This window comes from Arcobacter denitrificans (SeqCode), assembly GCF_048571185.1.
GTDB classification, from domain to species: Bacteria; Campylobacterota; Campylobacteria; order Campylobacterales; family Arcobacteraceae; genus Arcobacter; species Arcobacter denitrificans.
Genome location: NZ_CP182350.1, coordinates 978,264 through 1,004,950, shown reverse-complemented (window position 1 = coordinate 1,004,950; position 26,687 = coordinate 978,264). Strand labels below are relative to the sequence as shown.

Sequence of the window (26,687 nt, the reverse complement as noted above, 5' to 3'; positions counted from 1 at the left end):
ATATATAGAGGATTGATATGAAGATTTTAGTAAATAATTTTATCAAAAATGAATCATCATCGGGTATTATTCTTATCTTTGTAACAATCTTTGCTCTAATTTTAAGAAATTCTGCTCTATCTGACTATTATTATGAATTCTTACATGTTACTATTCATTTTTCGGTTAATAATTTAGAGATAAGTAAACCTCTTTATTTATGGATAAATGATGGTTTAATGACACTATTTTTTTTAGTTGTTGGGCTTGAGATAAAAAGAGAGTTGATAGCAGGACATTTGTCTTCTTGGGAAAAGATTTCTTTACCCACCTTTGCAGCTATTGGTGGGATGCTTTGTCCTGCATTAATTTACTATTTTTTTAATCAAGGTGATTCTGCTGCTTTAACTGGCTGGGCAATTCCAACAGCAACTGATATTGCTTTTTCACTTGGAATATTGTCTCTACTTGGTAAAAGAGTACCCATATCTTTAAAGATATTTTTAATGGCATTAGCAATAATCGATGATATTGGAGCTATATTAATTATTGCTATATTTTATACTTCAAACTTATCTGTTGATGCCTTATATATTTCATTGTTTATAATTGGAATTTTATTTTTTATGAACCGCATGGGTGTTTCTACAATATCTTTGTATAGTATTGTTGGTATTTTGTTGTGGATTACTGTTTTAAAATCAGGTGTTCATGCTACTTTAGCTGGTATAATTTTAGCCTTTGCTATTCCTCTTAAAACTAAAAAAGATAATAAAGTTAATTCTCCAATAAGGCATTTAGAGAATAATTTACATTATTGGGTTTCCTTTTTTATTCTACCTATGTTTGCTTTTGCAAATGCTGGAGTTGATTTAAGAGATATTGATTTTACCAAGATGACAGAAGGAGTACCTCTTGGTATTATGCTAGGACTTTTCTTTGGGAAACAATTTGGAGTATTTATTTTTACTTATTTTGCAGTAAAACTTAAATTAGCAAAAATACCAAAATGTACAAACTGGATACAAATATATGGAATAGCAGCTTTAACGGGTATAGGATTTACAATGAGTCTGTTTATTGATTCTCTTGCTTTTATGGATGATACAAGCTACTTCTATACTGATAGATTGGCTATTTTAATTGGTTCTCTTTTTTCTGCTATTTTGGGATATTTAATTTTGCGATTTGCAAAATCACAAAAAGCTTGTAATATTTAAACTAACAAAGATTTATAAAACCATTTTTTATTTTAATTTTACCTTCTAATTCATACTCATATACTAAAGAGTTATATTTTAATAAAGCCTCATCAAAAGTTGGATTTGTTTTACAAAATTCCAAAAAATTATTACTATTTTCTTTTTGAAGAGCTGTTTTAGTAAACTCTTTAGTGAACTCATCTATATCATATATGACTTTTGCAGAGCCCTCTTTTATTAACTCATTTGTTCCTAAACTTTCATTTATCCTATGTGGCAATACATAAATATCTTTTCCCATTTTTTTTGCATACTCTACACTTCGTAAACTTCCACTGTTTAAATCTGCTTGACTTACAATAAGAATATCTCCTAGGGCTACAACTATTTCATTTCTTTGTACAAAGCTATAATTTGTTGCTTTAAAATCTTCATCAAAAGGACTTAAAAGTAAGCCTTCTTGTTCAATTTGTGTTATGAGTTTTTTATTGATTGCTGGATATTTGTAGTTTATTCCACAAGGACTTACTAAAATTGTATTTTCAACTCCTGCTGCTTTATGAGCAATTGCATCAACACCCATGGCTCCACCACTTACTATACAATTTCCTACAAGGGATAATTTTTGTGCAAGTTGGTGTGTCAATAATTGAGTATAGTTAAAAGGTTTTCTAGTACCTACGATTGATATTTTAGGCTTTTTAAGTAATTCAAGATTACCTTTATAGTATATTGTTGGTTTGTTTTGTAGACTTTTTAACTGGGCTATTTCAAAATTAATTATAGAATTCATACTACTCCAAAAAATAATATAAATAATTATATCTAAGTTTAATTAATAATTATAGGTAAATCGTTCACATAAACTAAATCAATATCTTTTAATAGATGTTTAGATTTTCTTAATACTTTCATGGTAATAGGATATGGATGTCCTATGGCAATTGATGAACCTGTTTTATTAGCTATTCTAATTGCTTTTTTTAGTTGATTTTGTATGTAGTTAAAGTCTTTTTTATTGTCTAGAAAAATATTTCTTGCAATATATGGCATACCAAACTCTTTTGTGACTTCTTTTACTACACTTTTTGAAGTTGTTCTACTATCTATAAAGGTGAAGTCATATTTTTTAAGAGCTTTTATTAAGTATCTCATGGATGTTTTATCTGCTGTAAAAACACTTCCCGTATGATTATTTGTATATTTTAGTTTTGGATACCATTCTCTTATTTGTGCAACTCTTTTTTCAATCTTTTCATAGGAATCTCCTACTTTTAAAGTATAATCTTCTTCAAATCTAGTAATAGTTGCTTGTAGGGGAAAATGAACTAGAGCAAAGGGAAGGTTTTTAGCAATCTTTGCTGAATCTTTATGTCCATTTGTAGGTGGCATTAATGAAATATTTACTGTATATCCTATATCTTTTATATGGTTGATTTGCGATTGTAAAGTAACATCATCAATTACAATTGCAAGTTTTGGTCTATTTGATTTTATTACAGGTGATTTGATGATAGTTTTATCTTTTTCTTGTGTTACGAATTCTTCATTCTTTTCTAGTGGAGGAAGGGGAATATATTCTTGTATTTTCTCTTTTGTTATATACTCATCTTTTTTTGGGAAAACTTTTTTTTCAACACTTTGAATCTCTATATTTTTCTCTTTTAAAACTTCTTCAACTTTTTCAAAATCTTTTTGATGAATATACTCTTTTTCAAGGTCTTTATTATACTCTTCGTATCTATCTACAACTGTTGTTTTTAGATTTTTTTCATACTCTTCAAGTATTTTATCAAGGTTGTTTTCTTTTGAATATTCAGTGTTTTCTTTTTGGATTTTTGCTAAATCATCTATTTTTTCATTGTGATTTTTTAAAAGAATAAAATATGTTGCTAAGGTTATTATTAAAGAAAATAGCAATAGGGCTAAAAATTTATTTATTGTAGAAATCTTATAGTTTTTTTTACTACTCTTTTTTCTTCTTCTTTGAGGCTTTCTTTTCGTCATAAAGTTGGAAAATCAAAGTAAGGTTTAAAACCTTACTTTAAAATTAGTTTTTATTTGTGTCTACGATTTTGCTTGAAGAAATCCAAGGCATCATTTCTCTTAGTTTATTACCAGTTTGCTCAATTAATGATAGCTTAGCGTTAGCTCTTTCAGCGTTCATTCTTGGGTATCCAGATTGTCCTTCTAAGATGAAGTCTTTTGCAAATCTACCATCTTGAATCTCTTTTAAGATTTCTTTCATAGCTGCTTTAGATTCAGCATTGATAACTCTTTTTCCAGATACATAATCACCATACTCAGCAGTATTTGAAATAGAATATCTCATATCAGAAATTCCACCCTCATACATTAAGTCAACGATTAATTTTAACTCATGTAAACACTCAAAATATGCCATTTCAGGAGCATATCCAGCTTCAGTTAATGTTTCAAATCCAGCTTGAACTAAAGATACAGCTCCACCACATAATACAGCTTGCTCTCCAAAAAGGTCAGTTTCTGTTTCATCTTTGAAAGTTGTTTCAATAATACCAGTTCTTCCACCACCAATAGCAGATGCATATGCAAGTGCTACTTCTTTAGTGTCTCCACTTGGGTTAGTTTCAACAGCAATTAAATCAGGAATTCCTCCACCTTTAGTGAACTCATTTCTTACAGTATGACCTGGAGCTTTTGGAGCAATCATCATTACGTTTGTGTTTGCTTCTGGAGTAATTCTTCCATAATGGATGTTAAATCCATGTCCAAATGCTAAATAAGCACCCTCTTTTAAGTTTGGTTTGATTTCAGAATAGTAAATTTCAGACTGATTTTCATCAGGTAATAAAATCATAACTACATCTGCACCAACAGTTGCATCTGCAACTGTTTTTACTGCAAAACCTTTTGCTTCAGCTTTTGCCCATGAAGAACCACCTTTTCTTAATCCAACAACAACTTCAACTCCAGAATCTCTTAAGTTTTCTGCGTGTGCGTGACCTTGTGATCCAAAACCAATCATAGCTACTTTTTTTGATTTGATTAAATCGATATTACAATCTTTATCATAGTAAACATTTAATGCCATTCAATAATCCTCTTAATAATTTTTGAGGATTATACCAAAAGTAACCTAAATGTAAATAAAAGAGTTATATAATGAATACTTAAATTAATGTACGATTAGGATATGTATTGATTCAAACTATTTTTAGAAAAGTTATATGTGGCAGTGAAGATTTAACACAAAATGATAAAGAGTATTTAGAGCCATTTATAAAAGATGATATTGTAAGTCTTGAAAATGATATTTATAAACTTAATTCAAAATATAGAGTAGGAATTATTAAAATAAAAAATAAGAGTGTGACTTTAAATGATTTGGATAATGAACACAAAACTTTAAAGCTTGATATGAATGAACTAAAGGGTGCATATAACAATGATCTAGTTTTAGTAAAAAGAATATTTAACCCAAGGTCTTCATTTAAAGCAAAAGTAGAACAGATTTTATATACAAATGCAACTTCACTTCTAGTTTATGTAAATGAGGGTGAAATATTTAGTGTAAAGGAAGCAATTAAACTAGAGACAAAAAAAGATTTTTCTTCTTTTACAAACGGAAATATTTATGTAATAAACAGTAAAACTTTCGAGATAGAAAAAGAAGTTGGGAATATAAAAGAGCCAAAGGTTGACCAATATATATCTCTATTTTTATATGATGAACTTATAAGATTAGAGAAGTATCTTGAGGTTGAGGCAAAAATGGATGATACCAATGAAAGAGTTGATTTAACAAATCTTTGCTTTACAACAATAGATCCTGCAAGTGCAAAAGACCATGATGATGCTATTTATTTTGATGTAAATGAAAATATACTTTATGTAGCAATTGCAGATGTTTCATATTTTGTAAAAGAGAATAGCCCCTTAGATAAACAAGCTTTACAAAAATCAACATCAATATACCTACCAAATAAAGTATTACCTATGCTTCCTCCAAGTCTAAGTGAAGAGATGTGTTCTTTAAAAGAAAATGTAAATAGATATGCATACGTATTTAAAATATATTTAAATAGCAATTATGAAATAGAAAAATCTGAACTATTTGAAGCAATTATCAAATCTCACAGAAAATTCTCTTATGGAAGAATTGATAGGGTAATTGAAGGGCAATTAGATAAGTACAATGAGACAGAAAAACAGATTTTTGATTATATACTTCCTTTATATGAAATAACAAAAAAGATAAGAGTAAAAAGATTACAAAAGGGTTATGACTTTATTAGTAAAGAGTATAGACAAAAACTAAATCATAATTTAGAACTAGAAGGAATATCTGTAGAAGAATCAACTGCTTCTCATCAGCTTATTGAAGAGTGTATGTTGCTAGCAAATATTGAAGCTAGTAAAAAACTAGCTAATGTAGGTATTTTTAGAATCCATGAAGAGCCATCTTTTCAATCACTTTCAAAGTTGGTTGATGAGGTGAATTTACTTGGTATAAAAGCAGAGATTAAATCCTCAGTTCACGAAACAATTACGCATATACAGGCAAAAGCAAAAAACACTCTTTTGCTTGAAGAGATAAATGATTTGATAATAAAATCACAATCCCAAGCAAAATATTCTTCTAAAAATCTAGGTCACTTTGGTTTAGGATTTGATTCTTATTCACACTTTACAAGTCCTATTAGAAGATATTCTGATTTGGTTCTTCATAGAATGTTAAAAAGTAAAAGGACTCCTGGCGATATTGATGAAATTTGTGAACATATCTCTACAAATGAGAGAAAAGTTGATCAACTTGTATGGGATTATGAAGATAGAAAATATGCAAGATGGGCAGAAAATCATGTAGGGGAAGAGTTTAAAGCACAAATTGTAGATATCGATAGAGGATTTGCGAAGTTTTATAAAGATATGCCAGGGCTTAGAGTTCATTTGGATAACTATAGGGGAGAGAAACTTTTTTTAAAAATAAAAGTGATTATAAAATCGGTTGATGTAATAAGTAAAAATATAGTTGGGTCAATAAAAAATGTATAAAAAAGAGTTTGATGGATTATTAAGAGCCAAAAAAGAGTTCTGCGCATATATGTTTTTTGGGCAAAGTGATTACCTCATAGAAAAATATGCAAACTTAGTTGCAAATACAGTGGCAAATGGCGAAGAGATAGAGAAGATATATTTTGATGATTTTGATTTTAAATATGTAAAAGACAAGCTTTTACAATCATCACTTTTTGCAAGTAAAAATATCCTACTTATAAAACTTGCTAAAAAATTAAATAAAAATGATACAACCCAGTTAATTGAAGCTTGTAATACTAACCCTGACTCAACAGTAATATTTGCTTGTATGGGAGATGGGGACTTTAAAACTATGGGTTCATACTTTACTAATAAAAACAATAGTGTGAGTGTTAGAATGTTTACCCCATATCCTAGTGAAGCTATCCAGATATTGGAAAGTGAGGCTAGAAGTTTAGGATTGAGGTATGAGGTCTCTGCATTAAACCACCTCTTTTTCATGCATAGAAATGATTTGAACTTGAGTGTAAATGACTTAAAAAAATTGGCAATATTAGATGAAGAATCGATCTCTTCAAAGCTTGTGGAAATACACTGCTTTGGAATAGGAAGCGTATCTTTAGAAGATTTTTTATTTAATTTAATGAATGGAAAACTAGTAAAAAGAGATTTACATTTTTTACTTGAAGAGGGGATGAATGAAATAAATTTACTTACTCAAATAGCCGCTTTTGTACATCAACTTTTTATGATAAGTTCATATTCAAGGACAATTGGAACTCCAAATGCTAGAGAGATTTTAGGTTATGTTCCTCCTCAAAATATTTGGGAGAAAAAAACACAATTGGCAATAAAAATAAAACCAGAACTTTTTTTAGAGTTATTTAATTTTTTAAATGATTTAGAGTTAGATTTAAAAAGTTCAAAAATTCCAGACCATAATGCGTATATACAAGCAAGTCTAAGAAAATTTTCAGACAAACTTAGATAAAATCTCTGACTTTACAAAAACCTTGCTGATATTTTAAGAATACCGGCGAAAACTAAAAGGAGAATAAATGTCAAGAATAAAACATTATGAAACAATGTTTATTGTAAAGCCTACAATGACTGAAGAAGAAACTGTAGCACAGATTGAGTTAGTGAAAGCTAACATCGAAAAAAATGGTGGAGAAATCGTTACTTGTGACGATATGGGAACTAGACAATTAGCTTATGAAATTGAAAAGCATAAAAGAGGTCACTACTATGTGATTTATTTTAAAGCACCAACAGCTTCTATCTTAGAGTTAGAAAGAAATTATAGAATCAATGAAAACATTATTAGATTTATTTTCATTAAATATGAGAGTAAAAAAGAAGTTACTGCTTGGACAAAACTAAGTGATGAAGCAGCTAAAAAGTCTGCTTAAGGCATAATTTTATAAAAGGAGCCTGATATGTATAATAAAGTAATTATGGTTGGAAATTTAACACGAGATATTGAATTAAGATATTTACCAAGTGGTGCAGCTGTTGCCAAAAGTGCAATTGCTACGTCTTATAACTATAAGACAAGTACTGGTGAAAAGAAAGATGAAGTTTGTTTTTTAGATTTCAATATCTTCAATAGAAGTGCTGAGGTTGCTAATCAATATTTGCGAAAAGGCTCTAAAGTATTATTAGAAGGAAGACTTGTTTTTGAACAATGGACTGCTCAAGATGGAACTAATAGAAATAGACACTCTTTAAGAGTTGATAATATGAAAATGTTAGATTCAAAAGCTGATTCACAAAATGGAAACACTGGGTATGCGGGTGAGTATTCTCAACCACAAGCTCAAGAACCAAGCAGTAATCAGTACAATAAACCGCCGCAGTCAGGTCAAAACAGCTACACACAAGGTGGTACAAAAGCTACAAATGAAAATAGTAGTTATAAAATACCAGAAATCGATATAGACGAAGACGAAATACCGTTCTAGAAAGAGGATAAGAAAATGGCTGAAAGAAGAAAATACGGAAAAAAATATTGTAAATATACTGAAATGAAAGTTGACTTTATAGATTACAAGAATACAGATTTATTAAGAATTTCTATGAGTGAAAGAGGTAAAATTATGCCTAGAAGACTTACTGGAAACTCTAAAAGTGCTCAAGAAATGGTTGAGAATGCAATCAAAAGAGCAAGACATATGGCATTGGTTCCATATATTGTAGATACTAAAAACCTTACAGATGCAGCTTACGCAAGATAAGTTTTAGTTTTTATAGGAAAAAGGGGAAGAGTAAAATCTTCCCCTTTTTTTATGCCAAATTTTCATAAGCAACTAAAATATATTTTTAATAGTAAATTAATACTTTTTGCTATACAATTCTTAAATATAGATAAATTAAGGAGTTGCATATGAGAATTGATTCTTCAGAAGTAAATTTACAAGCAAGTAGTAGTTTTATACAAAAGTATGAAAAAAATGTAAGTGCAACTTCTTTTACCAAAACAGAAAATATAGATGAACAAAAAGCTGCCCAATCTGATATAAATATAGAACCCAAAAAGTTAGTATTTAATAGTGAAGCCGATTTATCAGTTGAAGATAAAGTAAAAAAAAGAATAATCGAAGAACTTCTTTCTAGACTTTTACATAGTGATCAAAAAATAAAACTATTTCCAAATGATAGTGAAAATAGTGCACAATCATCAAATAATCCTTATGCGCAAAAAAATAGTGAATGGGGTTTTTCATATGAAAGCAAAGAAGAGTATTATGAAAAAACTACTATGGATTTTAGTGCAGAAGCCACGATAAAGACCTCCAATGGTGAGTTTAAAATCAACCTAAGTCTTTCATACTCAAATGAGTTTTATCAAAGAAATGAAACAAGTATAAACGCACATGGAAGAGGTGAAAATCCATTTTTAGTAGATATGCAAAAAGATGGTGGAAATTATGATAATGTTCCTAGAGAGATGGGTTTTGAGTTTGATGTCAATAAAGATAAAAAGAATAGTGATATCTCATCTTTAGAAAATAATGTAAGTTATTTGGCTTTGGACAAAAGTGGCAATGGTAAGATTGATGATGGTAATGAACTTTTTGGAGTTAATTCAGGGGATGGTTTTAAGGAATTAAGTGCCTATGATGAAGATGGCAATAATTGGATAGATGAAAATGATTCTGTATTCAATGACTTAAGAGTTTGGGAGAAAAAAGCTAATGGAGAGAATTCATTAGTATCTTTAGCTGATTCTGGAATTGGAGCGATTTATTTATCAAATGTTTCATCTGTAAATGGTGGACAAAGTTCAATATTCTTAAAAGAAAATGGAGATGCTGGAGTTATTGGAAGTGTTGATTATAGGGTTTAGAAGAAGTTTATAACTTCTCCCAAACTACACCGTTTGGAGTATCCATTACAGATATTCCTAAAGTTGTAAGTTCATCTCTAACGCTATCTGCTGTAGCAAAATCTTTTTGTTTTTTAGCTTCAGTTCTTTTATTAATAAGTTCTTCTATTTTATTTTTTGTCTCTTCATCTATTCCAAATTGAAAGTATTCGTAGGCATCATTAAAACAGATTCCTAATATCTCATTTATAAATTCAAAGTTTGAAATCAACTCTTTTTTTAGGTTTTTATCTTTTGAGTTTTCATTTAGTTTGTCATTTGCACTGTTTATCATTTCATCAACTATTGATATAGCTTTTGAACTATTTATATCATCATTTAAAGCTTCTAAAACTTTTGTTTTAAATTCATTGTTTACTGATGAAGAAGCACTTCCATAAACTCTTTTTTTAACTCTATAATATTTATCAAGTCTTTTTTTAGAAGAGATTAAATCTTCTTCATTGAAGTTAAAATCTGTTCTATAATGAGCAGTTAGTAAATAAAATCTTACAACTTCTCCACTATATGATTTTAAAATATCTTTTAAGAAAAATGAGTTTCCAAGAGATTTACTCATCTTTTCACCATCAATAGTTACAAAACCATTATGCATCCAATATTTTGCAAGTTCATTATTTGATGAACATCTAGTTTGCGCAGCTTCATTTTCATGGTGAGGAAAAAGTAAATCTGCTCCACCACCATGGATATCTATTTGATAAGCTTCATTTTTATATGCTAAATGTTTTTCAATCATCGCACTACACTCTATATGCCAGCCAGGCCGCCCTTTTCCAAAGGGCGCTTCAAATGCTACATCATTTGCTTTTTCAAACTTCCATAGGGCAAAATCAGATGAGTTTCTTTTTTGAGTATTTACTTCAACTCTAGCAATTGAGTTTTCATCACTTGCTCTTTTTGAGATATTTCCATAAGATTTATCTTTTGATACATCAAAATAGACGCCATCATCTATTTTGTAAGCTATATCTTTTGATAGTAAGTCATTTATCATCTCTATCATAGCTTCTAGATTTTGTGTTGCTTTTGGTTCAAGTGTATTATCTAAGATATTAAGTGAGTACATATCTTTTTTATATTCATTGATATATTGAGTTGTAATATCTTCTGAAGATCTTGATGATTCATTCATTTTTTTAATGATTTTATCATCAATATCTGTAAAGTTTTTTGTCATGGTTACAGTAAGATTATTTAGCTTTAAAACTCTGTGTAACATATCAAAAGCTATTGCACTTCTAGCATGTCCAAGATGGGAGTCATCATAAACCGTTGGCCCACAAACATATATTTTTGCTTGATTTTCAACTATTGGTTCAAATAATACTTTCTCTTTTTTTACAGAATCATAAATAAATATCTTGTTCATTATTTAAATAAAGCCTCTAATTCTGAAGTATCTTTTGTCTTCTCATCATTTGGAATGGCAGTTGAACCTTCTGTAGCTTGAGTATTATCTCCCACTTCTACAAGTTCTATTTCACATCTAGTAAGCATAGATGCAAGTCTAATGTTTAGACCTGATTTTCCTATTGCTTTTGATTTTTGGTCACTTGATATTGTTACAATTGCTTTATCTTTTACTTCAGGATTATTAGATTTTTGTATTTGTACACTTTTGATAATTGCAGGACTTAAAGCTCGTGCTACAAACATCTCAGGAATTGTTGAGTATTCAACACAATCAATATTTTCTCCATGTAGTTGTTGACTAACAGAAGTGATTCTTACACCTTTAACACCAACTACAGAGCCAATAGGATCTATTTGTGCTTCTATTGTAGATAGGGCAATTTTTGCACGGCTACCTGGGATTCTAGCACTAGCTTCTATTGTAATTCTTTCATCTTTTAGTTCAGGAACTTCAAGTGCTAAAAGAGCTTCTAGGAATTTTGGACTTGTTCTTGATAACTCAATAATTAAACCATTTGTTTTATCAATAGTTACAGCTTTTACAACTGCTTTTAAGTTATCTCCAACTTTAAAAGTTTCACCTTTGATTCTACTTTTTCTAGTAAGCATACCTTTTACTTCACCAATTTCAACAAAAGTATTCTCAGCTCTATCGACTCTTGTTACAGAACCATTTATGATTTTTCCGATTTTTGATTTATATTTTGATACAAGATTTTCTTCTATATATCTTTGTAATCTATACTCAAAATTGTTATGAAGAATCGTAGCTGCATTTCTTCCCATATTTTCGAATTCTAAATCATAATCTAAAAAATCTCCAATATCTAAATCAGCATCAATCTCTTTTGCTTCACTTAAAGGAATAAAATTTTCAGGATTTATAATATTGTCATATTGATCAACTTCTTCTCCAAGAAGTCTTTTATCATCATCATTAACAACTTCAATCTTTTGAAAAAGTTTTAATCTTTTATTTTTTCTATCAATTTCTGCATCAAAAATTAAAGTATGGTCAACCATCTTTTCACCAGTTTTAATTAGCGCCTCTTTTAGTGCAGTCTCAACATGTTCAGATTTGATTCCTTTTTCATAAGCAATAGAATCTAATATATCAATAATCTTATCCATTTATAACCTTTTTTTAACATTGAACTATGATTTTTTTTTGATTTTCAATGTGAATGTAGAGCAATATTATATCTAAAACTTCTTTTATAAAAATAAAAGTAACTTTAAGATAAAATATATAGTTAAAATTAAACATAAAAGGCTTATAGAGATGGAATTATTGTTCGCAAGAAACGAATTAAATGAAAAACCAAAAAAAGTAAAAATTGAAAAGATAATTGAAGAGTTAAAAGAACTTGGAGAAAAAATATTCTATTTTGACAAAGATAATTCACACAAAGATATGATGGCGTTGGTTGATGCTTTAGAAGGTGAAGGTTATAACGTATATTTTAGAGAAGTTAGATATGGATTAGCTGATGATGAATATATGTATGAGGTACATGCACTTTAGTATTAAAGTGAAATAATAATGAGTAAAGAAGAATCTAAAAAACTATTTATACAAACTCTTGGTTGTCAGATGAATGATACTGACAGCCAACACATAATTGCTGAACTAGAAAAGTATAAAGATTATAAAACAACTGATAGTATGGAAGATGCAGATCTAATTATTATCAACACATGTTCAGTAAGAGAAAAACCAGTACAAAAGCTTTTTTCAGAAATAGGGCAGTTTAATGCCAAGAAAAAAGATGGTGCAAAAATAGGTGTTTGTGGATGTACTGCCTCACACTTAGGAAAAGATATTATTAAAAGAGCTCCTTATGTTGACTTTGTTGTGGGTGCACGAAATATTTCAAAAATCAAAGATATTATAGATACAAAAGGTGCAGTTGAAATTTCAATAGAGCATGATGATAGTACGTATGAGTTTGCAAGAACTGAAACATCTATGTATAAAACTTCTGTAAATATCTCTATTGGTTGTGATAAGGAGTGTACATATTGTATTGTTCCAGCAACAAGAGGTGATGAGATTTCAATTCCACCTGAAATGATAGTAGAACAAATAAAAAAAGATGTTGATAAAGGTGCAGTTGAAGTTATGCTTTTAGGGCAAAATGTCAACTCTTATGGAAGAAGATTTTCAGATAAAAGAGAAAAAACTACATTTACAAAACTTTTACAAGAGATATCAAAAATAGAAGGTCTAAAAAGAATAAGATTTACTTCTCCCCATCCTTTACATATGGATGATGAATTTATTGAGGAGTTTTCTAAAAACCCTAAAATAAGTAAGTGTATTCATATGCCATTACAAAGTGGTTCAACTTCTATATTAAAAGCTATGAAAAGAGGATATACAAAAGAGTGGTTCTTAAATAGGGCAGAGAAAATTAAAAAGCTAGTGCCAGATGTTAGAATTACAACTGATATTATTGTGGGTTTCCCCGGTGAAACACAAGAAGATTTTGAAGATACAATGGATGTGATAGAAAAAGTTAAATTTGACCAAATATTTAATTTTAAATATTCACCTCGTCCAAATACTGCTGCTTTAGCTTTAAAAGACCAAGAAGTAGATGATGAGATTGCAGGTGCTAGATTAATAAAAGTGATTGACTTACATAAAGAACATTTAGTAGAACATATGAATTCATATACTGGAAAAACTGTTGAGATTTTAGTTGAAAACCTAAAATCTGATGGTGAAGTTTGTGGTTTTACGGATAACTGGTGCCAAGTTTTTATAAAAGGAAGTGATGAACTTCTTGGAAAATTTGTAAAAGTAAAAATAACTGATGCTAGTAGAACTGCATTAAAAGGTGAAGTAATAAGCGAATGAAGCTTTTTTTAGTAACACGGGTTGTTCCATTTTTTTTGCAATTATTTGTTAGGTTTGTATATCTAACAAATAAAAAAAACTTTCATCATCCAAAAGAGTTAAAGGACGATGTTTATATAGTCTCTTTTTGGCATGGTGAACTTTTGATGCAACCTTTTAATTATCAAAAACTTAAACCTAAAGGTAAAGTTAGTGCCATGATTAGTGAACATAAAGATGGAGAAGCGATTACTAAAACTGTTGAATATTTAGGAATCCATTCTATTAGAGGTTCAAGCACAAGAGGTGGAACAAAAGCTTTAATTGGTGCAATAAAAGAGCTAAAAGCTGGAGATGATATTGCAATTACTCCAGATGGTCCAAAAGGTCCTAGGTTTTCTGTTGCAGATGGTATCGTAGCCATTCATAAGAAAACTGATGCTAAAATTTTAGCATTTAATTGTCGTCCTAGTAAATATTGGCAATTTAACTCTTGGGATAAGTTTATTATTCCAAAACCATTTGGTGTGATAGATTTTTATGTTAGTGAACCCTTTAGCGTATCCCAGTTGGATATGCCTGAAGCTAAAGAGTTTATAAAAGAAAAACTTTTGATAAACGCTATGAAATAAAGAGGTTGTGATGTTTGGTAAAGATTCTCAATTTATAAGTATTTTAAAATATAACACACAATTAAAGATAGATTTTAAAAAACTTAAAAATGAAAATCTTGATAAAACTGAAGAATCAACCTTTATAATTCATGATGAAATACTTCCTCGTGATATTGCTTCAAAAATAAATCAATGGCAAGAATCAATTCCCAAAACTTTTATCTCAACACTTTGTTTATGTGCAGATGAAAAGATAATCAATAAAACAAATAAAAGATTAGTTGATTACACAAAAGTTCAATTAAATAATAGTTTTGATGTGGTTGTAAAAAAAGAGAAGCTTTTTGAAGTAGAACACTATTTTGAATTTACAGGCTTAGATTATGTATTTTCACCATTTCAGATTTTAAATCAGCATTTAGAACAAAATCCAACATCAAATACTTTGGTTGTTTTAACAGTAAGCGATTATATTTATATTGTAATAGTAAATGAGTTAAATAAAATTGTTTTTAATAAAATACATAAAGTACCAGATTTTAAAGATATAAAAGAGTCAAGATTTTATTCATCTGATGTTTTAGGTCAAAAACTTTATGATGAAGTTTATTCCCTAGAGTTGCAGAATTTTATATCAAAAACATTAAAAGAGTATTATAAAAATAAAAGTGATAACTTTGTTGAAAAAGTTGATATTTTATATACGATTAAACAGTTAAGTGATGAACAACTTCAAGATATAGAAGATGACTTGATGATAAGTGTGCACTATCACTATATTTCACTAAAAGATTCTATTTATGAGCTTTCACGTGGTCCAAATAGGCTATTACAAAGTTATGTAAAACCAAGACCTAAAAAAGGCAAGTCCTCAACTAAATGGATTTTGTTATTATTGGTATTTTTATTTGCAATTTCTGGTTCGGGGATTTATTATAAAGAAAAAGTTATAGATTTTGTTCAAAAAATAAAGCAGATGAAAAAAGAAGATGCCCCAAAGAGTATTTTAGAAAAGAAAATAGCTCTACCAAATCATATAAATATAAATGATGAAATAAAAGATGATTTATTGATTTTATTGGAGTCAATACCTTATGATATGGTAATTGATAGTTTAGAAATAAAAAAAGATAATTCAACAATTACTGGTAAAATGCTAGCACCTGATTCGTATATTAAAGATATTCAGCCTAAGCTTTTACAGTTTTATAAATATTCAAATATTCAAATAAAAGATTCAAAAAATATTGCATTGGATGTGATGATATATAACAGTGACCCTATTTTTAAAGACTCAAAAAGTCTTTATACAAAAGCTCTTCCTAAATATCTAGCTGATGGTTTTATGCCAGTAAAAAGAGTAAGTGATCAGTTGAAAATTGTTTTGCCAAAGAGTGCAGTTTTAGTTTATGAATCTACATTTAATTTAAATATTTCTACATATAATTTTAAAGTTAATATGGTGATAAGTTCACCAATTGAGTTCTTTAGGTTATTGGAGAGTTTAAATAAAGAGTTGTATTCAATAAATATATCTTATCCAATAATATTTTTGAAAAATCAAGATTCAAGTATTGAAGTTAGTTTTGGACTTCAATTTAATCAAAATCTTTAGATTTCCTTGAAAACCTTTAGAGTCTTTTAAATCTAAAGGCTTTTGTAAAGTAAATAGTTTACCAAACCTTCAATTCGTTATAAACTGAATCTCTCTCAACTGGATTAAATCCAGAGTTTTTAATTAAATCAACAAATGAACCTATAAGTAAGCCATTGGCACTTGCTGCCCCTGCTGCACTTTGAATAGACTCTTTTTCTATAGTTCCATCTAAATCATTTGCTCCAAATTCTTGTGCTACAAGTGCTAGTTTAACAGTTGAAGTTACCCAGTAAGCTTTTATGTGAGGGATATTATCAAGCAAAATTCTAGAGATTGCCATGGTTTTTAGTATCTCTTGTCCTGTTAGGAAATCTTTTACTTTTAAGAAGTTATTCTCTTTTTGATAAACTAAAGGAATAAAAGCGTTAAATCCACCACTTCTGTCTTGTAAGTCTCTAAGTCTTAAAATATGGTCAATTCTATTTTCTCTTGATTCTACATGACCAAAAAGCATAGTAGCATTGCTTTGTTTACCTTTTTTGTGCCAAAGTTCATGAATATCTAACCACTGTTGTGAGGTTATTTTACCTCCACAGATTTTTTTCCGCACTTTTTCATCAAAGATTTCAGCTCCACCACCTGGCATAGAGTCAACTCCATACTCAATCATAAGATCAATTATCTCTTCATAGCTTTTATTGTACTCTTCGCTTAAGAAGTGGATTTCTGCTGCTGTTAAAGCTTTGACATGAATTTGTGGATAGGTAGCTTTTATTTTTTTGAAAATCTCCAAATACCACTCTAATCCAGTTTCAGGATTATGGGCTGAAACAATATGCACTTCTTTTATACCATTTTGTGAAGAAGTCTTTACCACTTCCATAATCTCCTCATGCTTTAAAGTATAAGGTTTTGGATTTTTTCTACTTGCACTATAGGCACAAAATTGACAAACGTCTTTACAGATATTTGTTGGATTTATATGTCTATTTATATTAAAATAGCTTTTTCTAGCATGTTTTTCTTCTCTAATTTTATTTGCATATTTACCTAAAACAAACAGGTCTAAATCGTAAAGTTTTATTGCATCTTCATAATTTAGTCTTTCGTTTTTTTCTAGCTTTTCTATAATATTCATACTTATTTACACTCTATTTCTTTTTTAAAATTTCCATTATATTCATTTATTAAGCCATAACACTCTTGATTTGTCTCATCATTAGTAAAACCAACTTTAAACAACTTACTTCGTCTTTTAGTTTTTTCATCTTCAACTTGTGAAACACTATAAACCATAATACCACTTACTTTTTTATATCCAAATGAATCTAAAACTTCTAATATCTTAGCATCTCTTGAAAGTGTTATTACTAGATATCCTATAAAACACAAAAGTGTTAATCCTATCATAATCATTATTGTTTTTTTAGGTATTTTTCTTACTTCTGGTTGGCTCATTTTAAAAAATCCTTTAAGGGCTTAAAATTATCCTGACTTTTATCATAATAATCGATGTTTCCAGTCTCTATATCATAATACCAACCATGAATCATAAGCTCATTGTTTTCAACTCTTTTTTTAACTTCTGGATATGTTAATAAATTGTCAAGTTGATGTCGTATAGAGTTTCTCTCTGTTGCTCTATACATACCTTCTTTTGTTGTAAACTTTTGATTTTTTAAAGTTCGCTCTTTTGCTTTTTCACCTAGCTTTAGCCATGTTTTTACATGAATCATTGTAGGGTCATCTCCAATATCATCATATAAAGCTTTGCAAGCTCCACAGTGAGAATGTCCACAAACAATAATACTTTTTACATTTAGTACAGAAACAGCAAACTCAATTGCAGCAGCACTACCATGAAAATCTTCATCAAGTTTATATGGAGGCACAAAGTTACCTACATTTCTTAGAATAAACATATCACCTGGTTGTGAATCTAACATTAAATCAGGGGTAACTCTACTATCTGAACATCCTACAAAAAGGACTTCTGGCTTTTGTCCTTCTTTAACACTTATTTTTAACTCTTTTTCGAAATATGGGAAATACTCTTTTTTGAATTTTTCATTTCCCTCAATTAATCTTTTAATAGTATGCATGATATCCTCTTACATTACTTTTTTATAATATTACAAACATTTTGTAAATCATTTGTTGAAACGTCTATTTTCGTAATAAGTCTAATAATAGCACTTTTAACTGTTGGTTGTCTTATTGCACCAACAATATAACCTTTTTCTAAAACATTTTTTTGTATTTCTAAAACTTTTTTGTTATCGCCTATCTCGTAGGCAACAATTGAAGATTTTAAATCTACATTTAATAAATCTTTTACAATTTTTTGACGATTTATTATTTTGGTTTTTAGCTCATTTGCATTTGATAAAATATATTCTAGGGATTCATTTGCTAAAGCAATATCAAATAAAGATGGAGCTGTAGTATAAATAACAGCTTTGGCTCTATTTATCAAAAAATCAATTATATTATTTGAAGCCAAAATATATGCACCATAACTTCCATATGCTTTTCCAAGGGTTCCCATCTTTATGTGATTTTTTTGTGGTTTTATATTGTAATAATCAAATATTCCTAAAAGATTATCTCCAATAACTCCTGAACTATGTGCTTCATCAACTATAAGCAAAGCCTCATATTTACTAGCTATATCAAAAAAATCTTTGTGGGCAATATTTCCACTCATTGAATAAACACCCTCGATGGCAACTATAAATCTACCCGTTGAACTTCTATTTTTTATTTTATTTTCTAAATCATGGTAATCATTATGCGAAAAAAGAACAACTTGCTCTTTTTTTAAAAGCTTAGTTGCAAGTATTCCACTTGCATGATACTCTTCATCTATAAAAAGCGTATCACCTTTGCGAACTAAAGCCTCTATCAAAGAGATATTTGCTAAAAATCCACTACCAACAACTAAAGCCTCTTCAAAATTGTTTGCTTTTTTTAAGTCATCTTCAAAGTTTTTATGAATAGGGCTATACCCATTGACAAGAATAGAGGCTTTTGGTGATTTATATTTTTGTTTTAGAACTTTTTCATAGGCACTTTTAAAAAGTGTCTCATTTGATGAAAAGCCTAAGTAGTCATTTGATGCTAAATCTATCAAATTCTCATCAAATATTTTTCTTTGTCTATATAAATTGGATTTTTTAATAGCATTAAGTTCTTTTTCGTACAAAAGAATCTCCGTAAATTTAGTCATTTATTATATTTAAATGTATATTAAAATATGATTTAATCTAAATAGCTATGGTTTTGCTACTCTTTTAAGTTAGCATATGAAACTAATTTTTTATACAATCATTTAGATTAAGTTCAACTATCACTGTATTTAATATACATTAATACTTCCTAGAAGTATTAAGATGGTTGGCACTACTAACTATTTTCTCTTTTTTTACTTATTTTACAACAAATTTTGATACTATTAACAAAACACTAAAAGGAAGTGATATGTTTGCTATATATGATAATGGAAGTGTTGGATTTAGAAGTACAGTTGATAACCTGTATGATTTAAAAAGAGTAGAAGCTCCTAACAAACCTAGTTTAGAACCTGATGAAAGCTCATTTCAAGATTATATGAATGAGAAAAATGAAAAAAAACATCATGTTGTTAATGCCTATAAAAAAATAGCAAATATAGATACAAGTGAACGTGTATACCATGTAAGTGAAATTATGACCAGAGAGTGTATTGAGATAAGTAATGAAGAAACCCTAAAAGATGCTTATTATAAATTGAAAGATAATAATATCAATCAAATCCCTGTATTAACAAGAGAGAGAAAAATCTTAGGATTGATTAATAAAAAGATTATATTAAATCACATAATAGAAGATGGTGAAAATGCTAACACTGTTTTAATGAAAAAGCTAGATAATATATATTTTAAAGAACTAATTACAACTGATCCAATTACAGATATTAGAAGAGTTGCAAAGGTTATGATAGATTTTAGGCTTGATGCAATTCCTGTTGTTGATGAAGTTCATACTTTAGTTGGTATTGTTTCTAAAGCTGATATTATAAGAGCTGTTGCAACTATTCCTAAGCTTCAACTTTGGTCTTGATTTTATTCTCTTTTAAACTCTCTTTCACAAGTAAGTCGGCAACTTCGTGATTAGCATATACAAACTTGCTAATATTTAAAGCTCTTAAACTCTTTTTCTCTTCGACACTATCAACTTTTACGATTAAGTTTGCATCTTTATAAAAAGATAGTATAGCACTACAAATAAGGCTTATTTTGTTTATATTATCTAAGGTGATTATGATACTTGAGGTCTCATCTGCTTTAAGGGATTCTAGAACAGGTAGTTTATCTAAGTGTCCAAAATATGCATTAAATCCTCTTTTTCTTGCTAATAATACATGTCTTAAATCATCTGAAATGATGACAAAGGGTATTTTCCTTTCCTCTAAGTTATTTGCAATCATTCTTCCTAGCATTGAATATCCACAAACAATGGTATGGTTTTTTTGATTGATGGGTGTGATTTTATCTGACTCATAATATTCAACTACAAAATATGATGCTAGTTTGTAGATATTATTTACGATAAAGGGAGTTATAATCATAGATATTACTGTAACTAATATCAAAAATTTACTAAGTTCTACAGATAAAATATCATTACTAGATGCCAGGGCAAAAACAGCAAATGAAAACTCTCCCACTTGGCAAAGTGCAATTGCAGATTTTATTGAATCACTCTTATTTTCTTTAAATTTTATTATAAAATAAATTACAAATGCTTTTATGCTCATAACAGCTACAAAGATTAACAGTACATAGTGAATATTTGAAAGTAAAAAATAGACATCTATTTTTGTTCCAACTGAGAAGAAAAATGTACCTAAAAGTAAATCTTTATATGAAGCTATATCAGATTCTACTTTTACATGAAATGAACTTTCAGCAATTATCATTCCTGCTATAAAAGCACCTAAAGAGTATGTAAAACCCAATGAGTGAGCCAAAATTGAAGCTCCAATTACTATTGATAAAACTGAAGCTAAAAAAAGCTCTTCGAGTTTCGTTTGTGTTGAAAATTGTAAAAGCCACTCTATTATTTTTTTTGCAATTGTAAACATAAAAACAATAATAACAACAGCTGAAATAACTGTTTTTATTAAAACCTCTTGTAAACTTAGCGTATCATTTGATAAAAAACTAATAAGTAAAAGTATAGGAATAACTGCCAAATCTTGAAAAATCAAAATTGCAGTTGATCTTTGACCATAAGGGGTATATATATCTTTTGATTGTTTTAAATAAGTTAAAACAATTGCAGTTGATGATAGAGAAAAAGCAAGTGCGATTATTAAAGAGGAATTAGTATCAATTGAAAAAATAAATTTTGAAATTAGAAATATGATAGTTGCACTAATTACAAGCTGTGATAAACCATCAAAAAGTAAAGCATCTTTCATTCTTTTTAACTTGGCAATTGGCATTTCAAGACCTATACTAAACATTAAAAAAACAATACCAAATTCTGCGATTAGTTCAAGAGCTTGAAGGTCATTTTTTTCATTGAAGTTAAACAGAGTACTTATTATGGTACCTGTAATTATGTATCCAAGTATATGAGATATAGAAAATCTTTTAAAAACAATGTTTAGAACTGTTGAAATTGCAAGTGATATAAATAAAATAAATAGTATTGATTCCATAATTTTATATTATCAAAAAAACAGAGCAAAAAGATAATTTCTTGTATAAAAAGTAATCAAAAAGTGTTATAATTTTTCTCAAAGGATAAATATGTTGAATAGAACTAAAAAGTTTTTAAGTCATGGTAAAAGTCATATTTTAGAAGTTATTCTAAAAGGTCTTTTTTGGTTAGCCCCAATTGTTGCTATAAGCATTATCATACTTTGGTTATATGGTAAAATAAATGCAGTTACTGGGTACATGTTTGAGATTATTGGCTTAAATCCTGAAAACTTTCCTTTTCTTTGGACTATCGTTGGAGTTTGTTTACTTATTTTTATTGCTTATGTTATTGGAATTTTTGTTGAGACTAGCTTGGGAGATTTTGTTCAAAAGTTATACTCTAAAATTCCAGGCTATGAGACAATCAAAGAGCTTGTAAATATTTTCAATACTTCAAAATCAGGTGAAAAAAAGGTTTTAGTTGTACTTATTCATGGGTTTTCAAAAGAGGATTATAACATAGGACTTATGTATTCAACAAAACAAAGTGTTATAAAAGATCACTATACAGTAACCCTATCCATGACGCCAATACCAAATGGTGGATTTATGTTTGAAGTACATAAAAGTAAGATTTTCGTAATAGAAGAGGCAACTTTTGATAGTAATTTACAATATCTTTTATCAATGGGAGTAAAGTCAATGGCAGAGATATTAAAAATAGAACCAAAAAATATAGATGAATATAAAACTATTGAAGAGTATTTAAAAACTCAAGAATCCTAAAAATCTTTGATTTTTAGGATTTATTCAAACTTTTTATTATTTTTCTTCTGATATAATTGATTTCTTTAACCACCTGTTTAAAGTAGCTATCATGACAAATAAAAATGTACATAAACATCTCGCTGAGCAAACTGTAATGTTTGCAAGTATCACAAAATGGATTTTAATATCATCACTAATTGGTGCCGTAATTGGTGCAATCGTATCTTTGTTTTTAAAGCTTTTAGAGTATTGTGAAAACTCAAGAGATTTACTCCCCTTTGATTACTATTATACCCTTCCCTTTGCTATGGTTATTACTGTAATTATTGTAAAGAAATTTGCACCCTCAGCAGAAGGTCATGGTACAGAAAAGGTTATAGAGGCTGTTCACAAGAAATCAGGAGAGATAAAGCTATCAATAATTCCTGTAAAACTTATAGCTACAGTTATCACAATTTTTTCAGGTGGTTCAGTTGGTAAAGAAGGACCTGGGGCTCAAATAGGTGCAGCAGCAGCTTCATATATAGCAACACTATTTAAGTTTTCAAAAAGAGATAAAAAGAAGATGGTAATTTGTGGTATTAGTGCAGGATTTGCTTCTGTTTTTGGAACACCACTTGCGGGGGCTATTTTTGGAGTAGAGATACTTATTGTTGGTGCATTGATGTATGATATTTTACTTCCTTCAATTGTAGCTGGGTTTTCTGCTTTTTTTGTAGCCAAAATGTTTGGTATAAGTTATACATATTTTGATATTGCATTCTATACTGTTTTTGATTTTAATTATGTTTTAATAGCAAAAATTTTACTTGGTGGTATATTTTTTGGTCTTGTTTCTGATTTTATTATTACAGCTTTAAAAGTTATTCACAGTTTTGCAAGTAATTTAAAAATGAACTATATGTTAAAGGCATTTTTAGGTGGAGTTGTAATTGTAATACTTACTTTGATATTTGGAACAGATTATTTAGGACTTGGCTTTGAAACAATCAAAAGTTCCTTATCTTCAAGTTTTGGAGATCATGAAGGTGTCCCTTGGTATGCCTTTATATTTAAAACAATTTTTACCGCACTAACCTTAGGCTTTGGAGGAAGTGGGGGAGTTATTACTCCTATATTTTATGTAGGAGCAACGAGTGGAAACTTTTTTGGCTGGTTAGTTGATGGATATATTCCTCTTTTTGCAGCTTTAGGTTTTGTAAGTGTTCTAGCAGGTGCAACAAGTGCTCCAATAGCTGCTATGATTATGGCTGTTGAACTGTTTGGTATGAATGTGGCTCATTATGCCTCTTTATCAATAATTATTGCCTTTTTAATGACAGGACATAGAAGTGTTTTCCCTTCTCAACTTTTAGCTATGAAAAAATCAGAAGCTTTAGATGTGAATCTAGGGGAAGAGATACATAACACAAATGCCACATATACAACTAAATTTTTTGGGAATATGGCTAAAATAGTCAAGTTAATTTATACAAAATTAAAAGAGCAAAGAGCTAGAAATAAGGATGAAGATTTATAGGGTTATATTTTCTAAAAACTCTAACTCTTCATCCACAACTATAATAGCATCTATGCAAAAATCAACATCAAGTTTTTTTGTTTGTAAGTAGTAATCAGCACTTCTTTTTATCTTTGAAAGTTTTGATGCAGTTATATTATTTATAGCTATTTCGTATTCAGGACCTGATTTAACTTCTACAAAATGATAAGTATTATTTTTTAAAGCGATGATATCTATTTCGCCTATTTTTTTAGCAAAAAAGTTTTGCTCTATGATTTTAAAGCCTTGTGAGTTTAGGTACTCACAAGCTTTTTGTTCTGCATATTTACCTTTATGCTGGGTAGACATTGACTTTTACTGATTTAAATCTTGCAGTCATGATTAGCTCATCTGCTTCATCACCAAAGATATAATTAACTTTTGAGCTTGCATGGTGGAAAGTTGTAAACAGAGTTCCTGGTTTGATTGTTTTTACAAACTTCACTGGCATAATTGCAGTTTCTCCGTACTCATTTTTCATGATGATTTGTTTTGAGTCAATTCTCTCTTCATCCTCTTTTGAAGCTAAAACTATATCTTTGTCATATCTTGAATTTAAAGCTTCAGACTGGATTGTTTGTGCCCCATTGTTATAGTGAACAATAGTTCTTCCAGTTGTCAAATAAAACTCATTTTTAGGAGTTTTTGTTCCTTTTACTAGTTTCTCAACTTGCTCTCTTAATTGGTATTGGTGGTATTTAAAATCACCTTTCCCATCTTCGGTTCTAAATTTGTCAAGGTGTAAAATAGGAGTATCATCTTTGGTTATTGGCCATTGCATTCCTCTATTTCTATTTTTTGATAGTTTATGATAGGTTGCACCACTATATCTACTCCCTACGGCTTCTTTTGCTTCATTCCAAACATCTTCACTTGTGGCATAATCAAACTCACCATTGATTTTATTTTCTATATCTCTTAATACTTCCCAGTCATCTGGCATAGAAGCTGCAACAAGAGGTTGAGATAAATGAAGTCTTCTCATGGCATTTACATAAACACCGGTTTTTTCATAGGCAGATTTTACACCAAAAATAATATCTGCAAATTTTGTAATCTCATTCATAAAAAGTTCATTTGAAATGATTAGTTCTAACTCTGCAATTGCTTTATGAACTTTGTTTTGGTTTGGATGGATATGGGCAATATCTTCTCCCATAACATACATAGCTTTTACTTTCCCATCAATCATTTCATCCATAAGTTGAGGAGTCATTAGACCTATTTCTTTTGGAGTTTTATAATCTGGGTCAAAGTATGGTAAACATCCAGTATCACAGGCACCTTGAACATTATTTTGACCACGTAGTGGCATAAGTCCAACCCCTTCTTTCCCGATATTTCCAGTAAGCATTGCAAGATGAACTATAGCCATAACAGCATATGAACCATCAAGATGTTCAGTGATTCCCAATCCCCAGAAAAACATAGATTTTTTAGTAGCATATTGTCTTGCAATAACAGGGATTTGCTCTGCTAAGACTTCATAACCTTTTACTTGTTTCATAAACTCAGGATTTGCAAACTTGTCATTTAAAATAGACTCTTTATACTCCTCAAAACCTTTACATCTAATATCTATAAACTCATTGTTGTAAAGTTTTTCGCAAAGAATTACATAAGCCATCATATTTAAAACTAAAAGATTTGCTTCATATGGAATAACTAACTCTTCTCCATATTTTCCAAGTTGAATTTGTCTAACATCAATTACAGTTAATGAAGCGGTTTTAGTTTTTGCAGCTTTTAAGATTCTATTTGCAACTATTGGGTGGGCTTCTGTTGTATTTGAACCCATAACAATAATATTTTCAGTTTTGTAAATATCATCAAAAGGATTAGTTGCAGCTCCTTCTCCAATGAGCATTTTCATACCCTTTAAACTTGGACTATGACAAACTCTTGCACAGTTATCAACATGGGGAGAATCCATACCCTCTCTAACAAACTTTTGGAACATATAAGAGCTTTCACATGAAGTTCTAGCTCCTCCCATTCCACAAAAAGCGTGTCTTCCATACTTTTCTTTTATTTGTAGGAGTTTCCATGCAGCAAGGGAGGTAGTAAACTCATAGGGAGTTTCATAATACTCTTCATCAAACTCTTTTAAGGTTTTTGCTCTAGCTTTTAAGTCACGTGGAAGCTTTTCTAAATTTTCTTGCAAAAATGATTTCTTAACTCTGCAGTTTCTAATTCTATTAGGTGAATCAACAAAACCATAGCCTTTTGAGCCCTTTATACAAAGTTTACCTTGAGATACATATCCATCATTTTGTGCATATATTTTTAGGATTTTGTTATCTTGAACTTGAGCTGTAATATCACAACCTGTACCACAATAAGTACAAACAGAGTTTATATCAGCAATCATACTCATCAGCCACCCCCAACAAATTGTAGTAACTCTAGTTTGTCATCATTGGCAGGTCTGCAGTTATTCCAGTCATCTTTTTTAACAATTTCCATATTAATAGCTGCTGCCATTACTTTATCTTCTATTTGAAGTGAAGTGATAATTTCTTGTAAAGATATACCCTCTTGAAATGTCTTCTCTTCACCGTTTACTATAAGATTCATTATAATTATCCCATTAGGTTTATTTAAATAAAGATTTTATCAAAAATATCTT

The 26,687-nt window shown here is 29.4% G+C and carries 26 protein-coding genes and 1 pseudogene; 14 read left to right on the top strand and 13 right to left on the bottom strand.

The features are described from left to right. Positions 1 to 17: 17 nt before the first annotated feature. Positions 18 to 1,199, top strand: a complete 1,182-nt coding sequence (gene nhaA, locus ACNI28_RS05005) for a Na+/H+ antiporter NhaA (protein WP_419766078.1) — start codon at positions 18 to 20, stop codon at positions 1,197 to 1,199. Between the two features lies 1 nt (position 1,200). Here the strand turns inward: nhaA and ACNI28_RS05000 are convergent, their stop codons facing one another. The 3 genes from ACNI28_RS05000 to ilvC are packed head-to-tail and all read right to left on the bottom strand — an operon-like array spanning position 1,201 to position 4,254. Continuing rightward, positions 1,201 to 1,974 carry a DNA-processing protein DprA gene (locus tag ACNI28_RS05000; protein ID WP_419766076.1) on the bottom strand — a complete coding sequence of 258 codons (774 nt, stop codon included), beginning with the start codon at positions 1,972 to 1,974 and terminating at the stop codon, positions 1,201 to 1,203. Positions 1,975 to 2,012: 38 nt separating this feature from the next. Continuing rightward, a complete protein-coding gene (locus tag ACNI28_RS04995; protein ID WP_419766074.1) occupies positions 2,013 to 3,188 on the bottom strand; it encodes a divergent polysaccharide deacetylase family protein in 1,176 nt (391 codons plus the stop codon). Positions 3,189 to 3,231: 43 nt separating this feature from the next. After that, entirely contained in the window at positions 3,232 to 4,254 is a 1,023-nt protein-coding gene (gene ilvC / locus ACNI28_RS04990) for a ketol-acid reductoisomerase (protein ID WP_419766072.1), read from the bottom strand. A 107-nt stretch (positions 4,255 to 4,361) separates the two neighbouring features. On the opposite strand from ilvC, the gene ACNI28_RS04985 reads away from it, so the two are divergent. From ACNI28_RS04985 to ACNI28_RS04960, 6 genes and pseudogenes are all read left to right on the top strand, one after another. After that, positions 4,362 to 6,218, top strand: a complete 1,857-nt coding sequence (locus ACNI28_RS04985) for an RNB domain-containing ribonuclease (protein ID WP_419766070.1) — start codon at positions 4,362 to 4,364, stop codon at positions 6,216 to 6,218. Further along, entirely contained in the window at positions 6,211 to 7,194 is a 984-nt protein-coding gene (gene holA, locus ACNI28_RS04980; protein ID WP_419766068.1) for a DNA polymerase III subunit delta, read from the top strand. Before ACNI28_RS04985 ends, holA begins: the two co-directional genes overlap by 8 nt. A 76-nt stretch (positions 7,195 to 7,270) precedes the next feature. After that, positions 7,271 to 7,606 (top strand): annotated as a pseudogene (gene rpsF / locus ACNI28_RS04975) (30S ribosomal protein S6); the annotation flags it as partial. Positions 7,607 to 7,642: 36 nt separating this feature from the next. Further along, a complete protein-coding gene (locus ACNI28_RS04970; protein WP_419766066.1) occupies positions 7,643 to 8,167 on the top strand; it encodes a single-stranded DNA-binding protein in 525 nt (174 codons plus the stop codon). Positions 8,168 to 8,182: 15 nt separating this feature from the next. Next, positions 8,183 to 8,440, top strand: coding sequence for a 30S ribosomal protein S18 (rpsR, locus tag ACNI28_RS04965; RefSeq protein WP_298751456.1), 258 nt, complete (start codon positions 8,183 to 8,185; stop codon positions 8,438 to 8,440). A gap of 149 nt (positions 8,441 to 8,589) precedes the next feature. Next, positions 8,590 to 9,552, top strand: a complete 963-nt coding sequence (locus ACNI28_RS04960) for an SPM autocatalytic domain-containing protein (protein ID WP_419766064.1) — start codon at positions 8,590 to 8,592, stop codon at positions 9,550 to 9,552. Positions 9,553 to 9,559: 7 nt separating this feature from the next. Here the strand turns inward: ACNI28_RS04960 and cysS are convergent, their stop codons facing one another. Together cysS and nusA are read right to left on the bottom strand one after the other, a co-directional pair. Then, complete coding sequence (gene cysS, locus ACNI28_RS04955) at positions 9,560 to 10,963, bottom strand: cysteine--tRNA ligase (protein ID WP_419766062.1); 1,404 nt, start codon at positions 10,961 to 10,963, stop codon at positions 9,560 to 9,562. Next, positions 10,963 to 12,138 carry a transcription termination factor NusA gene (gene nusA / locus ACNI28_RS04950; RefSeq protein ID WP_419766060.1) on the bottom strand — a complete coding sequence of 392 codons (1,176 nt, stop codon included), beginning with the start codon at positions 12,136 to 12,138 and terminating at the stop codon, positions 10,963 to 10,965. Before nusA ends, cysS begins: the two co-directional genes overlap by 1 nt. Before the next feature lie 151 nt (positions 12,139 to 12,289). On the opposite strand from nusA, the gene ACNI28_RS04945 reads away from it, so the two are divergent. The 4 genes from ACNI28_RS04945 to ACNI28_RS04930 are packed head-to-tail and all read left to right on the top strand — an operon-like array spanning position 12,290 to position 16,078. After that, a complete protein-coding gene (locus ACNI28_RS04945; protein WP_298751447.1) occupies positions 12,290 to 12,532 on the top strand; it encodes an HP0268 family nuclease in 243 nt (80 codons plus the stop codon). Positions 12,533 to 12,550: 18 nt separating this feature from the next. Beyond that, a complete protein-coding gene (miaB, locus tag ACNI28_RS04940; protein ID WP_419766058.1) occupies positions 12,551 to 13,870 on the top strand; it encodes a tRNA (N6-isopentenyl adenosine(37)-C2)-methylthiotransferase MiaB in 1,320 nt (439 codons plus the stop codon). After that, positions 13,867 to 14,481, top strand: a complete 615-nt coding sequence (locus ACNI28_RS04935) for a lysophospholipid acyltransferase family protein (RefSeq protein WP_419766057.1) — start codon at positions 13,867 to 13,869, stop codon at positions 14,479 to 14,481. Before miaB ends, ACNI28_RS04935 begins: the two co-directional genes overlap by 4 nt. Positions 14,482 to 14,491: 10 nt before the next feature. After that, complete coding sequence (locus ACNI28_RS04930; protein ID WP_419766055.1) at positions 14,492 to 16,078, top strand: DUF8569 domain-containing protein; 1,587 nt, start codon at positions 14,492 to 14,494, stop codon at positions 16,076 to 16,078. A 58-nt stretch (positions 16,079 to 16,136) separates the two neighbouring features. Here ACNI28_RS04930 and mqnE read toward each other — a convergent pair whose 3' ends face one another. From mqnE to ACNI28_RS04910, 4 genes are read right to left on the bottom strand one after another with little or no spacing between them, the layout of a single operon-like run. After that, positions 16,137 to 17,198: an aminofutalosine synthase MqnE gene (gene mqnE, locus ACNI28_RS04925; protein WP_419766053.1), complete on the bottom strand. Its 1,062-nt coding sequence runs from the start codon at positions 17,196 to 17,198 to the stop codon at positions 16,137 to 16,139. 2 nt (positions 17,199 to 17,200) lie between these two features. Further along, positions 17,201 to 17,518, bottom strand: coding sequence for a hypothetical protein (locus ACNI28_RS04920; protein WP_419766051.1), 318 nt, complete (start codon positions 17,516 to 17,518; stop codon positions 17,201 to 17,203). Next, the gene (locus tag ACNI28_RS04915; RefSeq protein ID WP_419766049.1) at positions 17,515 to 18,162 is read right to left on the bottom strand and encodes a carbonic anhydrase; all 648 of its coding nucleotides are present in this window, start codon (positions 18,160 to 18,162) and stop codon (positions 17,515 to 17,517) included. Before ACNI28_RS04915 ends, ACNI28_RS04920 begins: the two co-directional genes overlap by 4 nt. Positions 18,163 to 18,176: 14 nt before the next feature. Beyond that, a complete protein-coding gene (locus ACNI28_RS04910; protein WP_419766450.1) occupies positions 18,177 to 19,265 on the bottom strand; it encodes an aminotransferase class I/II-fold pyridoxal phosphate-dependent enzyme in 1,089 nt (362 codons plus the stop codon). Positions 19,266 to 19,540: 275 nt separating this feature from the next. On the opposite strand from ACNI28_RS04910, the gene ACNI28_RS04905 reads away from it, so the two are divergent. Continuing rightward, the gene (locus ACNI28_RS04905) at positions 19,541 to 20,161 is read left to right on the top strand and encodes a CBS domain-containing protein (RefSeq protein WP_419766047.1); all 621 of its coding nucleotides are present in this window, start codon (positions 19,541 to 19,543) and stop codon (positions 20,159 to 20,161) included. Here the strand turns inward: ACNI28_RS04905 and ACNI28_RS04900 are convergent. After that, positions 20,139 to 21,767 carry a cation:proton antiporter domain-containing protein gene (locus ACNI28_RS04900; protein ID WP_419766045.1) on the bottom strand — a complete coding sequence of 543 codons (1,629 nt, stop codon included), beginning with the start codon at positions 21,765 to 21,767 and terminating at the stop codon, positions 20,139 to 20,141. The two genes, ACNI28_RS04905 and ACNI28_RS04900, sit on opposite strands and share 23 nt — an antisense overlap. A gap of 91 nt (positions 21,768 to 21,858) precedes the next feature. Here ACNI28_RS04900 and ACNI28_RS04895 point away from each other — a divergent pair, with 91 nt between their 5' ends. Together ACNI28_RS04895 and ACNI28_RS04890 are read left to right on the top strand one after the other, a co-directional pair. Beyond that, positions 21,859 to 22,536 (top strand): DUF502 domain-containing protein, encoded by a 678-nt coding sequence (locus ACNI28_RS04895; protein WP_419766044.1) that lies wholly within the window; start codon positions 21,859 to 21,861, stop codon positions 22,534 to 22,536. Positions 22,537 to 22,627: 91 nt separating this feature from the next. After that, complete coding sequence (locus ACNI28_RS04890; RefSeq protein ID WP_419766042.1) at positions 22,628 to 24,037, top strand: chloride channel protein; 1,410 nt, start codon at positions 22,628 to 22,630, stop codon at positions 24,035 to 24,037. On the opposite strand, the gene ACNI28_RS04885 is transcribed toward ACNI28_RS04890, so the two are convergent. From ACNI28_RS04885 to thiS, 3 genes are read right to left on the bottom strand one after another with little or no spacing between them, the layout of a single operon-like run. Continuing rightward, the gene (locus tag ACNI28_RS04885) at positions 24,032 to 24,367 is read right to left on the bottom strand and encodes a YraN family protein (RefSeq protein WP_419766040.1); all 336 of its coding nucleotides are present in this window, start codon (positions 24,365 to 24,367) and stop codon (positions 24,032 to 24,034) included. The two genes, ACNI28_RS04890 and ACNI28_RS04885, sit on opposite strands and share 6 nt — an antisense overlap. Beyond that, a complete protein-coding gene (locus ACNI28_RS04880; protein WP_419766038.1) occupies positions 24,351 to 26,435 on the bottom strand; it encodes a molybdopterin oxidoreductase family protein in 2,085 nt (694 codons plus the stop codon). Before ACNI28_RS04880 ends, ACNI28_RS04885 begins: the two co-directional genes overlap by 17 nt. Further along, the gene (gene thiS / locus ACNI28_RS04875; RefSeq protein WP_419766036.1) at positions 26,435 to 26,635 is read right to left on the bottom strand and encodes a sulfur carrier protein ThiS; all 201 of its coding nucleotides are present in this window, start codon (positions 26,633 to 26,635) and stop codon (positions 26,435 to 26,437) included. Before thiS ends, ACNI28_RS04880 begins: the two co-directional genes overlap by 1 nt. Between the last annotated feature and the right edge of the window lie 52 nt (positions 26,636 to 26,687).

Excerpts from the sequence above, each read along its gene's own strand:
- nhaA (WP_419766078.1), top strand. The coding sequence starts at position 18 with ATGAAGATTTTAGTAAATAATTTTATCAAAAATGAATCATCATCGGGT.
- ACNI28_RS05000 (WP_419766076.1), bottom strand. The coding sequence starts at position 1,974 with ATGAATTCTATAATTAATTTTGAAATAGCCCAGTTAAAAAGTCTACAA.
- ACNI28_RS04995 (WP_419766074.1), bottom strand. The coding sequence starts at position 3,188 with ATGACGAAAAGAAAGCCTCAAAGAAGAAGAAAAAAGAGTAGTAAAAAA.
- ilvC (WP_419766072.1), bottom strand. The coding sequence starts at position 4,254 with ATGGCATTAAATGTTTACTATGATAAAGATTGTAATATCGATTTAATC.
- holA (WP_419766068.1), top strand. The coding sequence starts at position 6,211 with ATGTATAAAAAAGAGTTTGATGGATTATTAAGAGCCAAAAAAGAGTTC.
- ACNI28_RS04970 (WP_419766066.1), top strand. The coding sequence starts at position 7,643 with ATGTATAATAAAGTAATTATGGTTGGAAATTTAACACGAGATATTGAA.
- rpsR (WP_298751456.1), top strand. The coding sequence starts at position 8,183 with ATGGCTGAAAGAAGAAAATACGGAAAAAAATATTGTAAATATACTGAA.
- ACNI28_RS04960 (WP_419766064.1), top strand. The coding sequence starts at position 8,590 with ATGAGAATTGATTCTTCAGAAGTAAATTTACAAGCAAGTAGTAGTTTT.
- cysS (WP_419766062.1), bottom strand. The coding sequence starts at position 10,963 with ATGAACAAGATATTTATTTATGATTCTGTAAAAAAAGAGAAAGTATTA.
- nusA (WP_419766060.1), bottom strand. The coding sequence starts at position 12,138 with ATGGATAAGATTATTGATATATTAGATTCTATTGCTTATGAAAAAGGA.
- ACNI28_RS04945 (WP_298751447.1), top strand. The coding sequence starts at position 12,290 with ATGGAATTATTGTTCGCAAGAAACGAATTAAATGAAAAACCAAAAAAA.
- miaB (WP_419766058.1), top strand. The coding sequence starts at position 12,551 with ATGAGTAAAGAAGAATCTAAAAAACTATTTATACAAACTCTTGGTTGT.
- ACNI28_RS04935 (WP_419766057.1), top strand. The coding sequence starts at position 13,867 with ATGAAGCTTTTTTTAGTAACACGGGTTGTTCCATTTTTTTTGCAATTA.
- ACNI28_RS04930 (WP_419766055.1), top strand. The coding sequence starts at position 14,492 with ATGTTTGGTAAAGATTCTCAATTTATAAGTATTTTAAAATATAACACA.
- mqnE (WP_419766053.1), bottom strand. The coding sequence starts at position 17,198 with ATGAATATTATAGAAAAGCTAGAAAAAAACGAAAGACTAAATTATGAA.
- ACNI28_RS04920 (WP_419766051.1), bottom strand. The coding sequence starts at position 17,518 with ATGAGCCAACCAGAAGTAAGAAAAATACCTAAAAAAACAATAATGATT.
- ACNI28_RS04915 (WP_419766049.1), bottom strand. The coding sequence starts at position 18,162 with ATGCATACTATTAAAAGATTAATTGAGGGAAATGAAAAATTCAAAAAA.
- ACNI28_RS04905 (WP_419766047.1), top strand. The coding sequence starts at position 19,541 with ATGTTTGCTATATATGATAATGGAAGTGTTGGATTTAGAAGTACAGTT.
- ACNI28_RS04900 (WP_419766045.1), bottom strand. The coding sequence starts at position 21,767 with ATGGAATCAATACTATTTATTTTATTTATATCACTTGCAATTTCAACA.
- ACNI28_RS04895 (WP_419766044.1), top strand. The coding sequence starts at position 21,859 with ATGTTGAATAGAACTAAAAAGTTTTTAAGTCATGGTAAAAGTCATATT.
- ACNI28_RS04890 (WP_419766042.1), top strand. The coding sequence starts at position 22,628 with ATGACAAATAAAAATGTACATAAACATCTCGCTGAGCAAACTGTAATG.
- ACNI28_RS04885 (WP_419766040.1), bottom strand. The coding sequence starts at position 24,367 with ATGTCTACCCAGCATAAAGGTAAATATGCAGAACAAAAAGCTTGTGAG.
- ACNI28_RS04880 (WP_419766038.1), bottom strand. The coding sequence starts at position 26,435 with ATGAGTATGATTGCTGATATAAACTCTGTTTGTACTTATTGTGGTACA.
- thiS (WP_419766036.1), bottom strand. The coding sequence starts at position 26,635 with ATGAATCTTATAGTAAACGGTGAAGAGAAGACATTTCAAGAGGGTATA.